Annotated in this window: 16 protein-coding genes; 9 read left to right on the plus strand and 7 right to left on the minus strand. The window is 57.7% G+C overall.

Annotated elements, in window-relative coordinates; all coding sequences use genetic code 11:
• Window positions 1-647 precede the first annotated feature (647 nt).
• The 5 genes from M8N44_RS10370 (at window position 648) to M8N44_RS10390 (ending at window position 3,782) form a co-directional block, all read left to right on the plus strand.
• On the plus strand, window positions 648-857 hold the full coding sequence (locus tag M8N44_RS10370) for a hypothetical protein (RefSeq protein ID WP_102721629.1): 210 nt from the start codon (window positions 648-650) through the stop codon (window positions 855-857).
• Window positions 854-2,149: a phosphoadenosine phosphosulfate reductase gene (locus M8N44_RS10375; RefSeq protein WP_102721628.1), complete on the plus strand. Its 1,296-nt coding sequence runs from the start codon at window positions 854-856 to the stop codon at window positions 2,147-2,149. Before M8N44_RS10370 ends, M8N44_RS10375 begins: the two co-directional genes overlap by 4 nt.
• Window positions 2,146-2,661 carry an IbrB-like domain-containing protein gene (locus tag M8N44_RS10380; protein ID WP_022396438.1) on the plus strand — a complete coding sequence of 172 codons (516 nt, stop codon included), beginning with the start codon at window positions 2,146-2,148 and terminating at the stop codon, window positions 2,659-2,661. Before M8N44_RS10375 ends, M8N44_RS10380 begins: the two co-directional genes overlap by 4 nt.
• A gap of 17 nt (window positions 2,662-2,678) precedes the next feature.
• Window positions 2,679-2,873, plus strand: coding sequence for a hypothetical protein (locus M8N44_RS10385; RefSeq protein WP_022396437.1), 195 nt, complete (start codon window positions 2,679-2,681; stop codon window positions 2,871-2,873).
• 252 nt (window positions 2,874-3,125) lie between these two features.
• A complete protein-coding gene (locus M8N44_RS10390) occupies window positions 3,126-3,782 on the plus strand; it encodes a thermonuclease family protein (protein ID WP_102727897.1) in 657 nt (218 codons plus the stop codon).
• 58 nt (window positions 3,783-3,840) lie between these two features.
• Here M8N44_RS10390 and M8N44_RS10395 read toward each other — a convergent pair whose 3' ends face one another.
• The gene (locus tag M8N44_RS10395; protein WP_102721625.1) at window positions 3,841-4,863 is read right to left on the minus strand and encodes an alginate lyase family protein; all 1,023 of its coding nucleotides are present in this window, start codon (window positions 4,861-4,863) and stop codon (window positions 3,841-3,843) included.
• A 193-nt stretch (window positions 4,864-5,056) separates the two neighbouring features.
• On the opposite strand from M8N44_RS10395, the gene M8N44_RS10400 reads away from it, so the two are divergent.
• Genes M8N44_RS10400 through feoB form a run of 3 tightly spaced genes read left to right on the plus strand, consistent with a single transcriptional unit; the run spans window position 5,057 to window position 8,116 of the window.
• Complete coding sequence (locus tag M8N44_RS10400; RefSeq protein WP_022396434.1) at window positions 5,057-5,713, plus strand: metal-dependent transcriptional regulator; 657 nt, start codon at window positions 5,057-5,059, stop codon at window positions 5,711-5,713.
• A gap of 28 nt (window positions 5,714-5,741) precedes the next feature.
• Window positions 5,742-5,966 carry a FeoA family protein gene (locus M8N44_RS10405; RefSeq protein ID WP_102721624.1) on the plus strand — a complete coding sequence of 75 codons (225 nt, stop codon included), beginning with the start codon at window positions 5,742-5,744 and terminating at the stop codon, window positions 5,964-5,966.
• 8 nt (window positions 5,967-5,974) lie between these two features.
• Window positions 5,975-8,116, plus strand: coding sequence for a ferrous iron transport protein B (gene feoB, locus M8N44_RS10410; RefSeq protein WP_102727898.1), 2,142 nt, complete (start codon window positions 5,975-5,977; stop codon window positions 8,114-8,116).
• A gap of 144 nt (window positions 8,117-8,260) precedes the next feature.
• On the opposite strand, the gene M8N44_RS10415 is transcribed toward feoB, so the two are convergent.
• The 5 genes from M8N44_RS10415 to M8N44_RS10435 form a co-directional block, all read right to left on the minus strand.
• On the minus strand, window positions 8,261-9,160 hold the full coding sequence (locus M8N44_RS10415; RefSeq protein WP_218957693.1) for an SDR family oxidoreductase: 900 nt from the start codon (window positions 9,158-9,160) through the stop codon (window positions 8,261-8,263).
• 409 nt (window positions 9,161-9,569) lie between these two features.
• The gene (locus tag M8N44_RS10420; RefSeq protein ID WP_102721622.1) at window positions 9,570-10,136 is read right to left on the minus strand and encodes a chromate transporter; all 567 of its coding nucleotides are present in this window, start codon (window positions 10,134-10,136) and stop codon (window positions 9,570-9,572) included.
• Window positions 10,133-10,702 carry a chromate transporter gene (locus tag M8N44_RS10425; RefSeq protein WP_102727899.1) on the minus strand — a complete coding sequence of 190 codons (570 nt, stop codon included), beginning with the start codon at window positions 10,700-10,702 and terminating at the stop codon, window positions 10,133-10,135. The genes M8N44_RS10420 and M8N44_RS10425 overlap by 4 nt, the downstream gene beginning before the upstream one ends.
• Window positions 10,703-11,083: 381 nt before the next feature.
• Complete coding sequence (locus M8N44_RS10430) at window positions 11,084-11,344, minus strand: hypothetical protein (protein ID WP_102749366.1); 261 nt, start codon at window positions 11,342-11,344, stop codon at window positions 11,084-11,086.
• Window positions 11,345-11,452: 108 nt separating this feature from the next.
• Window positions 11,453-12,094 (minus strand): hypothetical protein, encoded by a 642-nt coding sequence (locus tag M8N44_RS10435; RefSeq protein WP_102727901.1) that lies wholly within the window; start codon window positions 12,092-12,094, stop codon window positions 11,453-11,455.
• Window positions 12,095-12,272: 178 nt separating this feature from the next.
• Between M8N44_RS10435 and M8N44_RS10440 the strand changes: the two genes are divergently transcribed.
• Window positions 12,273-12,740, plus strand: a complete 468-nt coding sequence (locus tag M8N44_RS10440) for an acyl-CoA thioesterase (RefSeq protein WP_022396427.1) — start codon at window positions 12,273-12,275, stop codon at window positions 12,738-12,740.
• Window positions 12,741-12,768: 28 nt separating this feature from the next.
• On the opposite strand, the gene M8N44_RS10445 is transcribed toward M8N44_RS10440, so the two are convergent.
• Window positions 12,769-14,178 carry a DHA2 family efflux MFS transporter permease subunit gene (locus M8N44_RS10445; RefSeq protein ID WP_102727277.1) on the minus strand — a complete coding sequence of 470 codons (1,410 nt, stop codon included), beginning with the start codon at window positions 14,176-14,178 and terminating at the stop codon, window positions 12,769-12,771.
• Window positions 14,179-14,263: the final 85 nt, after the last annotated feature.

Consider the following 14,263-nt stretch of genomic DNA (forward strand, 5'->3'; position numbering starts at 1 on the left):
TTTGCCCGGTTCAGGGTGAAAAAGGCGGAATTCATGCGAAATCGGCCGTGAATCATAGTGAAGCATGATTTTGATTCCGTCTTGGCATGAAATTGGTGTGCCGGAGGGCATCATGAAACGCTGAAGGCGAACCTGGCAACTTGCTCAAAGCGTGACTGGCAGAGCCGTATTCCGCCAGGCTTCCTGGCTTTTGAAAAAGAAAGGCCAGATATCTTTCCTTCAATAGGGAACAGCAGGCTGCCTCGCCAATCTGAAAAATGCGGACGCAGGATGGCGCTTGGGAAAAACGTTCGTGACGAGAGACCGGGCATAACGCCGTCATCGCAGAATTTGTCCATTCAACGTGACGCCCAAGGATGTAATTGCTCCTGCATCCCCAGGCTCAGGGCCGTGATTCCCATAGCGGAACATTGATGCTGAAAATGATGCGGACGCTCCGGAAAAGAGAAGGCGGCCATGCCGTCATGGGCGCGGAACGTCGGGAATGGCGTTACTCGCTAAAAAGCATAGGTATTTTGAGAAGAAGGCGAATTGAAATAAAATTACTGAAATAATTGCAGTAAAAGCATTGACCTGCTATAATAATTGAGTAGGTTGGCGTTGTTGCAGGAAAACAGCGAACAATCACCTACTGCGTATTTTAAAACATGGAAAAACATGATGTTATTTACTTATGCGGGCATAAAGGCGTTGCAGCCCTGTTTGGAAAAGCATGGGATATCCCTATCGACTGCAAGCCACTAAAAGAACTTCAGGAAAAATACATGGCCTCCGTCAATAGTATCCGTGCCGGCGTATTTCCGCCCGGCAGGGAATTGACGATGGGTGACGGAAGAAAGGCTCTGGAAGAATTGTGAAAACCTACCTGGACAAAAACGTCTATGAAGCGGCCCTGGAGCGCATAGCCTATTGCTTCCAGGAGTTTGACAATGTTCTGGTGGCCTTCTCGGGCGGCAAGGACAGCGGCGTCCTGCTCAATCTGTGCTACAATTACGCCGACGAACACGGTCTGCTGGACAAGCTGACCATGTACCACCTTGATTATGAGGCCCAGTACCAGATGACGACCGAGTATGTGACCCGGACGTTCCTGGAACAGTTCCCGGGCATCCGTAAAATGTGGTACTGCGTGCCGATTAAGGCCCAGTCGGCATGCGCCCTGGGGGAACCTTACTGGACGCCGTGGGACGCCGCCAAAAAAAAACTGTGGGTGCGGGCCATGCCGGAAAATCCCTATGTGGTTCACGAAGGGAATCTGGACGTTCCGTTCCGGCACGGCATGGTGGACTACGAATTCCAGGACAAGCTCTCGCGCCATTTTGCCAAAAAGCGCGGCACCACCGCTGTCATGGTGGGGCTGCGGGCGGATGAAAGCCTCAACAGGTACGCGGCCGTGGCACGCGGCAAAAAAAGGAGATCCTACGAGGGCAGGAAGTGGATTACGCAGACCAGTGCCGTGACGGCCAACGTTTACCCTCTCTATGACTGGCGCGTCAGCGATATTTGGACGGCCACCGCCCGCTTTGGTTTTGACTACAACCGTCTCTATGACCTCTTGTACCAGGCGGGCCTTACTGCCGGGCAGATGCGGGTGGCAAGCCCGTTCAACGACTGTGCCCAGGAAAGCCTGAAGCTCTACAAAGTGATCGATCCCTCCAACTGGGCGCGCATGATCGGCCGGGTCAACGGCGTCAATTTTACGGGCCTGTACGGAGGCACGACGGCCATGGGCTGGAAAACCATCAAGCTGCCGCCCGGCCATACCTGGAAATCGTATTATGAATTCCTGCTTTCCACGATGGATGCGAGGACGGCGGCCCACTACAACAACATCCTGGAAAAATCCAAAAGGTACTGGATGCAGGGGGGAACCGTCGATCCCGGAACCGCCGATGAAGTGCTGGCGGCCTACCCGCTGGCTGCCGTGACGGGAAAATCGGGTCGCTACGATGGACGCGATATCGTTCAATTCATGGGTTATCCCGACGACATGCCCGTCAGCAATTTCCGGCAGGTGCCCTCTTACAAGCGCATGTGCATCTGCATCATGAAAAATGACTATTTCTGCAGATATGCCGGATTCAGTCCAACCAAGGGAGCGATTGCCCGGCGCCGTGCCGCCGTCAACAAATACCGCAACATTTCATGAACCCCCCCTATCAATCCCCCGTTTATCAAATCCGGCGTGTTCCGCTGGACCAAATCCGCTCCAATGCCTATAACCCGAACAGTGTGGCGCCGCCTGAAATGAAGCTGCTCTACCAGAGCATCAAGGAGGACGGCTACACGATGCCGATTGTCTGCTATCAACTGGAGGACGGCACCTATGAAATCGTTGACGGCTTCCACCGCTGCCAGATCATGAAAACTTACCGCGACATCTACGAACGGGAGGATGGCATGATGCCGGTGGCCGTTATCGACAAGCCTCTTGGAAACCGCATGGCCTCCACCATCAGGCACAACCGTGCCCGCGGGTCTCACAATATCGGACTGATGACCAGCATTATCCAGGAACTGACGGAAGCGGGCATGTCGGATGCGTGGATACTCAAAAACCTCGGCATGGATGCGGAGGAATTGTTGCGCCTCAAGCAGCTCAGCGGCATTGCGGCCCTGTTCCGGGACGGCGAATTCAGCCGGGCGTGGGAATCGAAATAACGTCAACCCGGGAAACCATGAACAAATATGTCACTCAACTGCTGGAAGTCATCCAGAAGAAAACGGGCTGTGACACGAGCGGCGCCGTGCGCTGGCTGGCGGAACAGGCCGGAGTATCCGAAAGAACAGCCTGGAACTGGAAACAGCAGGAAAAGTTGAGGAAGGCAACGGAAAAGAACCTCGGCAGAATTGCCGAGGAATTGAAGAAGTGAACAGGGTTCCGTGTTTCATCCTGCTGAATGCCGCTGGGCATCCGGTTCCATGCTGGACGCGCGGTTTTCGCAAGCGGTTTCATGGGTAACTGCATGAAACTTCCTGTTATCCTTAAGCCGGCAGCGGAATGCAGGCTTTTCCGCGCGGAGCAGTGATGCAGTCTGGCCTATCAATGCTCCGGCCAGGTTCGGAATAGGTTCAGGGATTGCGGTGTGGTGTGCCGGGAAGCGCAATGAACGTTCTGGAACCTCATGTTCCAACGGTGCTGCCATGGATGTTTGTTTTCATTTGCGGCCGACCGGCCGGTGCGGGAAAGACTTTCTCCAAAGAATGATTGCTTGTTGCAATTTTTTGAATTATATCATTTTTTTATGAGATGGCTACTGGTTTTCCTGATGAGCTCTTGCATGGCTTTTGGTGAAAGTATCAGGGGAGTTGTGATTAACGTGATTGACGGCGATACCATTACTCTCCTGGAAAAAACGCCCGAACAGAAGCGGACCTACCGGATACGGCTTGAAGGAATTGATACGCCGGAAAGGGGGCAAAACGGGTATGAAGGAGCCAAGGAGTATCTGGAAAAGCTGATTTGGGGAGAGACGGTTACAGTCAAGTACAGCCAGCATGACAGGTACGGCCGTATTTTGGGGGAAGTCTGGTATGGAAAGGTGTTCGTCAATGAGGAGTTGGTGAAGGATGGATGGGCGTGGATCTATAAAAATTTTTCCGCCAGCCGGAAACTCGCTTCCCTTGAAGCGGAGGCCAGGAAGTCCAAAAAAGGCCTTTGGGCGGAGCCGAATCCCATCCCGCCGTGGGAATGGAAAGCCGCGAAGAGAAGGGAAGATGCCGCCGGAATGTTCCTTACTGAACAGGTTTCCCGGGAAAACGTCTCTTTCCGGGTGCCGTGATGCTGCCGAACAAGGGGTTTTCCAATGAATCAAAGGCAATTTTAATAGCTGCCGTTGTTCAAGGGCGGTCCTGTTTTTCCTTATCCGGCCGGGACGGTTCAAAGATGGCGGGAAGCGGGGTTCCTGCCCTGGAGCCTTTCCAGGGCCACGCTTCCGGATGGGTACGGAACGGCAGGAGATAGTCCGCAGCTTTCTGGATGGAAGCCCCGGCGGCCGTTTTCCGGTAACGGTAGTTTTTATCTCCCATGCGTTCCGCAATTTGCACGAGGTAGCCCCAGGCCTGAAGGGTGTAAACACTGTATTGCCATGGTTCCGCCCGCTTGAGTTCTTCCGGCTGGGAACCGTCGGGGGCAATGTGGCGGTCCATGTTGGCGAAGGCTTCCGCCAGCCATTGGCGCGCTTCGTTGTCGCGGCCCAGAAAGTGAGCCAGATGGGCGCATTGCGCCACATAGAACAGGTAATGGTTGTTGCTGCGCGTATGCGCATGCCTGCCCTGCCTGCTGGTGGCCAGCCATGCGTAGTACTGGTTCAGCCACGCGTCCACCCGCTTCCATTCCTCTTTTGTCAAGGCCCCGGAGCGTTTCAACGCCGCCAGGGCATCCAGAAAATCGGGCATGCGGTAAAGGTCTATGATGCCGCCTCCGTCGCCTTCCGTCCGGTGTCCGGGGCGGATCTGGGCGTATTTCAGGTGGGGCTGCATGCGGGTTGCCGGAGCAATGAACCAGGCTCTCAGCCATTCCCCGGCACGAGAAGCGGCTCGCGGGTCCCTGTTGAGTTCGTACTGGCGTCCCAGGCTGCAAACCGTACCGATAAAAGCGGCCATCTTGCCGCTGTCGTCCATGCTGCGGAGCCGTTGGTTCTTTTTGCCGTCAATGGGCTTGTAGGGGCCTTCCGGATTGGCGGGGTCAGGCCAGTAGTAGAGGGCATAGCTGACGTATTCATTAGCCTGCGCCTTTTCTCCGAACAGGCTTTTTTTCTCTCCAAGGGTGATGACGGGAGCATCCAGCGGGCCGCCATGCGCCGTGGGAAGGAGCAGGGCCGTTAAAAGAAGAAAAGACAGAGCAGTGCCGCCGAAGGACATGCCTTATTCAAGCAGGAACTTTCTGCGGGGACAACCGGGAAATGAAGGAATGCGCCTAATTCCTTTTCAAAGCCGTTCCCTGCCGTTTGCGTAATGGAAAAAAATGGCTCTGCTGACACGGGAGAGGCTTTTTTGTTTGAGCGAAATATCATTTTGTTAGGTATACCTTATAACGAAGGAGATCATCAGAGCCATGACCAGCAGCCGTGAAGATTATTTGAAAGCGATCGCCGAGCTCCAGCGGAGCAGGGAGAGGGTCGGCAACAGGCATATTGCTGATTATCTGGGCGTTTCTGCCGCTTCCGTCAGCGAGATTATCCGGAAGATGGAGAAGGAAGGCCTGGTGGAGAGCATGGAAAGACGCTCCATCCGCCTGACGCGGAAGGGAGAGGAAGCCGCCATGCAGCTGGTGCGCATTCACCGGCTGTGGGAGGTTTTCCTGGTGGAACATCTCGGGTATTCGTGGGGGGACGTTCATGAAGAGGCGGAGAAGCTGGAACATGCGGCTTCCCCCCGCTTGATGGAAAAACTGGACCGTTTTCTCGGTTATCCGGAGATGTGCCCCCACGGAAGGAGGATTCCGGGGAGGGAGGACGGGCCGCTGCCGGAAGGGCCGCTTTCCCGCCTGTCCGACATCCCGGCAGGGATTCCGGCCGTAATCAGGCGCGTTCCCGAATCGAAAGAGCTGCTGGAGCTTCTCACCTCCCTGGGCATTCATCTTCATGAAACGGTAGCCCTGATGGAGGCGGAAGCGCACAGCGGAGCGTTTCTGGTGAAGGCGGAAGAAGGACAGCGGCTGGAATTGCCTGCCGCCGCCGCTGACGCCATCCTCGTGGAAGTTTCTGCATGAACAATTAATGGAAAGGAGAAAACTAACAATGACATTGAACCAGTTGCCTGAAGGGGAGACCGCCAGGATTGAGTCTCTCGGGATGGAAGGCCGTTTGAGACGGCGGTTGATGGATATAGGCATGATTCCCGGCACCCGGGTGGAATGCCTGGAACGGGGGCCGTTCGGAGACCCCGTCGCTTTTCTTGTGCGCGGAACGGTCATGGCGTTCAGGTCTTCCGATCTGGAAATGATTACCGTTAAGTCCGCGTGAAATCAGCCATGGAAGGAGAACGGGTGAGGCTGGACAGCGGAACGGAGAAGGGCGGATCTTCCGGCGCGGCGGAAGAACGCATGCCCATCGTGGCCCTGGCGGGCGCTCCCAACGTGGGAAAGAGCACGGTGTTCAATGCGCTGACGGGGCTGAGGCAGCATACCGGGAACTGGCCCGGCAAGACGGTCGTCCGCGCGGAAGGCATTGTGGGGCGCGGTCCCCGGGAGTACCTTTTGGTGGATACGCCGGGCACGTATTCCCTGCTGGCCTGTTCTTCGGATGAAGAGGCGGCACGGGATTTCATTTGTTTCGGTGACGCGGATGCCGTCATTGTCGTCTGTTCCGCCACCAATCTGGAACGGGATTTGAACCTGGCCCTCCAGGTGATGGAAACGACGGGAAATGTAGTGGTCTGCGTCAATTTAATGGATGAGGCCCGGCGGAAGGGCATCCGCATCGACTGCCCGCTTTTGGAAAAACGCCTGGGAGTTCCCGTGGTTCCGGCATCGGCGGCGAAAGGTGAAGGCCTGGACGTTCTGGCTGATACGGTGCAGCGGATGGCGTGGTCCGGAGAGAGGCGGCCCCCCCTCCGGCTGCCCTATGGGGAGCACGTGGAACCGTGGCTGGCGCGTTTGGAAATGTTGGCCGGGCGTCTTCCGTGGCGCGGTTTGTCGCCCCGCTGGGCAGCCGTCAAGCTGCTGGAAGGGGACGAGGGAACGTTGCGGCTTCTGGAGCAGTACGCGGGAACCGGTTTGAGAGAGGAGAAGGAGGTGCAGGAGATTCTCCGTGAGGCCGCCGCCGCGGAGGCCGGTTCTTCAGGCAGTTCTTTTGGCGACCGCGTGGCGGCGGTATTCGTGGAACAGGCGGAACGCCTGTGCAGGGGAGTGGTCGCTTTGCCGGACGGAGGGGGGCTGGGGCGCGACAGGCGCATCGACAAGGTGCTGATGGGGCGGTGGACGGCTTATCCCCTGATGTTCGCCCTGATGGTGCTGATTTTCTGGATCACCATCGTGGGGGCGAATTATCCTTCCCAATGGCTGGCCGACCTGCTTGGAAAAGGCCAGGAGGCGCTGACGGACCTGTTCCGCCTGGCGCATGCTCCGGAATGGCTGCACGGCGTGCTGGTGCTGGGCGTTTACCGCGTGGTGGCGTGGGTCGTGTCCGTCATGCTGCCGCCCATGGCCATCTTTTTCCCCCTCTTCACGCTGCTGGAGGATTCCGGTTATCTGCCCCGCGTGGCGTTCAACATGGACAAGGTGTTCCAGAAGTGCTGCGGCTGCGGCAAGCAGGCGCTGACCATGTGCATGGGGTTCGGCTGCAATGCCGCGGGCATCACCGGATGCCGGATTATCGATTCCCCCCGGGAACGGCTCGTAGCCATTTTGACGAATAATTTCGTCCCCTGCAACGGCAGGTTCCCGACGCTGATTGCCCTCATGACCATGTTTTTTGCGGGGACGGTGGCGTCCGGGTTGCAGCCGCTGGCTTCCGTGGCGGGCCTGGTGCTGCTGATCGGGTTGGGCGTGGGAATGACGTTTGCGATAACGGCCCTCCTGTCCCATACGATTCTCAAGGGAACTCCGTCTTCCTTTACCCTGGAACTGCCCCCCTACCGCAAGCCCCAGATCGGCCGCGTGATCGTCCGCTCCTTTCTGGACAGAACCCTGGCGGTCCTGTGGCGCGCGGTAATGGTGGCGGCTCCGGCGGGAATCGTCATCTGGCTGATGGCGAATATCCGCGTTGGAGACTCCAGCCTGCTTGTCCACGGCACGCAGTGGCTGGACCCCGCCGGGCGGCTGATGGGTCTGGACGGCGTGATCCTGATGGCGTTCATCCTCGGCATTCCGGCCAATGAAATCGTTTTCCCCCTCATCATCATGGGTTACCTGGCTTCCGACAACATGATGGACATGGACGATATGAACGAGCTGAAGTCCCTCCTGACCAATAACGGTTGGACCTGGGTGACGGCGTTGTGCACCATGCTGTTTTCCCTGATGCACTGGCCGTGTTCAACGGCTCTTCTCACCGTCCGCAAGGAGACGGGCAAATGGAAGTGGGCTGTTCTTGCCTTCGCCATTCCGACGGCCTGCGGCGTCGTGATGTGCCTTCTGGTGGCGGGAACGGCGCGCCTGCTGGGGTTTGCCTGACGGATGAATGGAGTTCATGCTTCCGCGGAGGGATGAAGGCGGCAAAAGTTTCCCTTTCCGGGAGTCCGGAAAGGGAACGGGCCATGGTTCCGGGTTTGCCGGGCAGGCAGCATGAAGCCTTTTCCCGGGCCGCGGATTTCCGTATCAGGCCAGATGCATGCCGCCGGTGACGCCGAAGACTTCCGCAGTGATGAAGCTGGATTCCTGGGAGGCGAGGAAGACGTACAGGCCGGAGAGCTCCACGGGCTGTCCGGCCCGCTTGAGGGGCGTTTTCTGCCCGAATTCCGGCAGGTCCTTCTGCAACTGGCCTCCGGTCACTTGCAGAGCCGTCCAGATGGGGCCGGGAGCTACCACGTTCACCCGGATGCCCTTGGAGGCTACCTGCTTGGCCAGGGCGCGGCTGAAGGCGATGATGGCCGCTTTCGTGGAGGCATAGTCCACCAGGTTCTTGCCGGGCTGGTAGGCCTGGATGGAAGAACACGTGATGATGCTCGCTCCCGGCTTGAGGTGCGGAAGGGCTTCCTTGGCAATCCAGAACAGGGAGAAAACATTCACTTCAAATGTCTTAGTCAATTGCTCCGTGGTAATGTCCTGAATGTCCTCCACCGCTACCTGCTTGCCGGCCACCAGGGCCAGAATGTCCAGGCCGCCAAGTTTTTCCAGAGCGTCCCTGACGAGTTTTTGACAGAAGGCTTCATCGCTGAGGTCGCCCGGCAGCAGAACGGCGTTCCGCCCTTCCTTCCTGATGAGCTCCGCCACTTCCTCGGCATCGCTCTGTTCTTCGGGAAGGTAGTTCAGGGCTACGTCGGCTCCTTCGCGTGCATACGCAATGGCGGCCGCACGGCCTATGCCTGAATCTCCCCCCGTGACCAGGGCCTTCCGTCCACGGAGCTTGCCGCAGCCATGATAGCTTTGTTCTCCGGCGTCCGGCACGGGTTCCATTTCGGACTGGAGCCCGGGAGCTTTCTGCTGCTGTTTTTCATACCCTTCCTGGCGGAATTCGTCGCGCGGGTCCTGCATTTCGTGAATGTCTTTAGTACTCATTTTTTCATCAGTCATGTTTTGGCGTGAAACTGCCGGGAGAAGGAAGGCGCCGCCCGCCATGCGTAAGATAGCTGGCTGCGTCCCTTTCTCCGGTGTTCCGCATTTCCTATCCGTGATGACCGGGATTTGGATGGCCTGTTCAAGGGAAGACATGCTTTTATTTCAGCATGTCATTGATATTCACTTATATAGGATTATTCTGAATGTTATTTCCATTGATCCTGATAGAGCCGTTCATTCACTGGTCTTCCTTGAATCCTGTTGAATTTCTCCAATCCGTTTTCGGGAAAAGCCGCTATATTGTGCTGATTAACCCGCTTGATGATCAAATGATTTGATCCTTTCATCCTATTTGCGCCGAGGGAGGGCGGGAACCTTCCTCCGTTTTTCAGCGCGTCCGCGCCGGATTTCAGGACAGTCCGTAAATGAAGTATCCGGCCACTCCCGTCAGGGTCATCAGCAGGATGGGGTTCATTTTCCATTTCCGCAGGACGAACAGGGCCGCGCCGAACAGGAGAATGCTCGGGAAGTCCACTTCCGCGATGGCGTGCCAGTCAAAGGTGCCGCAGAAGGTCAGCAGCAGGATGGTGCCGCCCGCGGACATGATCAGGCCCACGGAAGCCGCTTTCAGCCCTTCCAGCACCCCGGAAACATAAGCGGATTTTTTATGCCTTTGGAAGAAAAGGTGCAGCAGCAGCGCCGCCGCCACGCCGGGAATGATGCAGCCCAGGGTGGCCGCCACGGCGCCGGGAATGCCGGCGATTTGCAGCCCGACGAAGGTAGAGGTGTTGATGGCCAGAGGGCCTGGCGTCATCTGGGAAATCGTGATGATATCGGTAAAAACCTTCTGGGTAATCCAGCCCTGGTGAATGACCACCTGGTCCCGGATCATCGGGATGACGGCGTAGCCGCCTCCGATGCTGAACGCTCCGATCTGGAGAAAGACGCTGAAAAGCTGCCATAATGCCTGAGTCATCCGGCCCTCCTTCCCAGCGTTTTCCGGACGTGCCACAGGCTCAGGAGGCAGCACACGGCCAGAATGGCGGCGATGTTGGCGTGAAAGGCGAAGCTGGCGAGGAACGCGCCCGGAACCAGCGCGTTCAGCAGGGCGGATTTTCTGCGCAGGATCATCTGCCACATGTCCACGACTATGTCCACAATGAGGGCCGCCACGCCTGCCTGCATTCCCCGGAGGACCGCTTCCACGGCGGGATTGGAACTGAAGGCGTCATACCAGACGGTGATGATGGAAAGAATGACCAGCGGCGGGATGATGGCGCCCAGGCAGCTGCAAATGACTCCGGCCATGCCTGCGGTGCGGTGCCCCGCCAGCGCGGAGAGGTTGACGGCAATGGCTCCGGGCGTGGATTGCGCGATGGCGGCCATGGAGAGAAGCTCCTCTTTGGAAAACAGCCGTTTTTTCCAGACAAAGTATTTATTGATCATCGGCACGACAATGTAGCCGCCCCCGAACGTGAATGCCCCGATAAAGAGGTTGATCCAGAAGAGCCAAAGGCATTTTTTCACTTTTTCTCCGGTCATGGCGTTTAAAGAGGAAGGAATGGCGTTCCGGGTATTCCGCCTTTGCGGGAAATTCGGCAGCCGTTGTCCGGGAAAAGGCGGCTGAACGCCGCGCCGTTCCCGTTTTCCCGGAATAAGGGGTGGAGGGATTCTATCACAGGCGGCGGTGGAAGGCCATGCCATTACATGGATAAAGGGGAGAAAAGAGGTGAAGGTCTGCCTCTTTTATAAGTGGGGGGGACAATTGCGGAGCTTCCCGCGGCGCGCAGCAGGCGGCGGAACAAAAAAAGTCCGGCAGGTTTTACCCTGCCGGATGGCAAAGAATCAAGGGAGCCGGGGGAGAAAGCCATCTTTCCCGGCTTGTTTCCAGGCGCAAGAAAAAAGGAATGCAAGAAGCCGGAGTCAGCTTTTTTCCTGTTCCAGCTCCGCTTTCCGGGCCAGGATTTTTTTCATGACGGCGTGGCGGTCTCCTTCCGGGATTTCCACGGGATTGCCGCGGTAGTCACTGGTCATGGCGGCCAGGGCGCCCCCTACATGATGCATGTTGAAAATCGGCAGTTTCCAGGTGGAGGGCTTTTCCGGGTCGGGAACATAGGCGAAGTCGGAAGCGGGATGTTCCTCCCCGTCCACTTTTTTCATTTTGGGTTCATGGTCGCGGTCCATAAGGAATGGACAACCGTCCTTGCGGGCCATTGTAAAAAAGGCCGGGATAAGACGCACAAATTCAACCGTCCGGTGTAAAAGCGGCTTGTCCCGGCGCATTTTTATTTTTTATGGAGCCTTTTGTTCCAGCGGTTTCAGGGGAGCCAGCTTCAGGTTCACCATCCCTCCCGTAAAATAATAGACGGGGGTTTTTCTTCCCGGCACGTCCAAGGGAGCCCTTGCCATTTTGGATTCTCCAAAAAGGGTGTCGTCCACCTCCAATCCGAAGCGCTTGAAGGTTTCCCTGTAGGGGGCGAGCAGTTTTTCCTCCCGTACCAGCCTCACGCAGACGCTCATGTAATGGCCGTCCTTTTTGGAGACACGGCTTTTCCCCTCCCTCGCCAGCTGCTTGAATTTTTCCTGGACGTCCTTTGCCCGTCCCAGGGAAGGCGTGGAAAAGCAAGTGATTTTTTCCAGCGGCATTCCCCTGGCCTGCTGTTCTTCCAGGAATTGCTCCAGGGCCGCCAGGTAATCCTGCAGCATGTAATCTTTGGGATAAGGGAAGGAACTGTCCCGTAACACGCAGGTAGCTTCTCCGCCGGGATGGGTATATTCCCTCAGCGTGAGTTTGAATTGAGGCGCCTTTTTTTCTTTTCCCTCATTTTGAATGGAAGGGGAGGTTCCGGAGTCTGTTGTATCAGCCATGGAAACCGGCACGGCCAGCAGGGAAAGGGAGACGAGGGCAATGGGCGGGGAAGGAGGAATCCGCATGGTTCCTTTTAAACTGATAACACATCTATCGTCAATACTTTATTGTCCTGCGAAAACGTATTCCCCTTTCTTGGAGGAATCCTCCGGGGCTGTCCGCCTTCCGTTTCCGCGTTTTGCTCTTTACAAGAGGGCCGGGATAGATGAGCATGAGCCCGTTAATTTATAATTGTTCTTATTTATGGAAAATACATACCACCATACCCAGCTTCCGGAGGGACGCATTCCCGCCCTGCGCGTGGAACCGATGCCTGCGGACACCAATCAGAGCGGGGAAGTGTTCGGCGGCTGGGTGATGAGCCAGGTGGACCTGGCGGGAGCCAATACGGCCATGCGTTATGCGTTGAGCCGCTACATCGTGACGCGTGCAGTCAGCAGCCTGACGTTTGAAGCTCCCGTGCTGGTGGGCGATGTGGTTTCCTTTTATACGGAGATTATCAAGGTGGGGCGCACCTCCGTCACCGTAAAGGTGGAGGTGTACGCGGAACGCCTGACGAAGCTCTGCAATAATATTGCCAAGATTACGGAGGCGGAGCTGGTTTACGTGGCCCTGGGGGCGGACAAGAAGCCGATTACCCTGGAAGAGTCCCGCGCCCAGTTCGCGCAGTGCTGCTCCCTTGAAACGGGGGACAGCGTTTCCTGTTCCTGAACAGAGGCGGGGGCCGCGTTCCCGCGCGTCAGGCCGCTTTTTTCCGTCTGCGGGTGATGCCCTTGTTTTTATCCACCAGGGCAAAGATGAAGGAGCTGGCCGCGGCAATGGCGCCGATGGTGACGAAGGTGGCGTGGAAGGCGGCTTCCACGGCCTTTCCGGAGGTGGCTGAATGGCCGCCGAAGCTGTCCAGCAGCAGGGAGGCCGCGGCAATGCTGACGGCGATGGAGAGCTGCATGATGGTGGAGAGCAGGGAGTTGCCGCTGCTGGCGTCCGCGTTGGGGAGGTCAATCAGCGTCAGGGTGTTCATGCAGGTGAATTGAATGGAGTTGGCCGCGCCCAGCAGGGCGAGCATGCCCAGCAGGGTGAGTTCGTGGGTGCCGGGGCTGATGAAGTAGAAGGCGGCCAGCAGCGTCCCGATGGTAAAGGTATTGACGACCATGATGTTCCGGTAGCCGAATTTGCCGAGCAGGCGCGGCGCGACCGTTTTTGCCAGCAGGTTGCTCAGCGCCAGGGGAATCAGGGACATGCCGGACTGGAGGGCGGAGTAACCCAGCACCACCTGGAAGAAGAGCGGAATCAGGTACGGCAGGCAGCTTCCCCCCAGGCGGCAGACGATGTTGCCGGCGATGCCGATGGCGAAGTTCCTGATGCGGAACAGGGAGGGGCTGAAGATGGGCGCCTTTGAACGGAACGCCAGCACCCAGTACAGGAGCTGGAACACGCCTCCGGAGGACAGGAGCAGGGCCATGCGCGTCTTGTCGGCTGCGCCTCCTGCGGTGGAGAGGCCCATGGTGACCAGCACGGCGGAGGAGGAGAAGAGGAAGAAGCCCGCCCAGTCGAATTTCTGTTCCCGGACCGCTTTAAGGTCCGGCATCAGTTTCCAGGTGGCCCACAGGCCTGCGATGCCCACCGGAATGTTGATCAGGAAGATCCAGTGCCAGGAGGCGTACTGGACGATGATGCCGCCCAGCACCGGCCCCAGGAGAGGCCCCAGCAGCGCCGGAATCGTCACGATGTTCAGAACGTTGACGAACATGGAGCGCGGATAGGAGCGCAGGACGACCAGACGCCCTACGGGCATCAGGAAGGCCCCCCCGATTCCCTGGATGACGCGGCACGCCGTCATCATGGCGACGGAGGTGGAGAGGGCGCACAGCAGGGACCCCGCGGAGAAAACGGAGATGGCGAAGAGAAAAGTGCGGCGCGAGCCCAGCTTGTCGGATATCCATCCGGAGGCCGGTATCAGGACGCAGACGGTAAGCATGTAGGCCGTCACCAGGGAGTGAAGCTGCAGCGGGTGGCTGTTGAAGCTGCGGGCGATGGTGGGGATGGCCGTGTTCAGGATGGTGGCATCCAGCATCTGCATGAAGAATGCCGATGCCACAAGAAAGGGCAGGTAGCGCAGCGCTTTGGAGGATGTCGGCAGTTTTTCCATGGAAGACCGCCGCCAGTATCCGGCTGGGCCGCGCCGGGGGCAAGGCAGATGTTTGTCCCGGCGCTCCCGTTGTTTTCCTGGCGCC

Source organism: Akkermansia massiliensis, from assembly GCF_023516715.1.
In the GTDB taxonomy this organism is placed as follows: Bacteria; Verrucomicrobiota; Verrucomicrobiia; order Verrucomicrobiales; family Akkermansiaceae; genus Akkermansia; species Akkermansia massiliensis.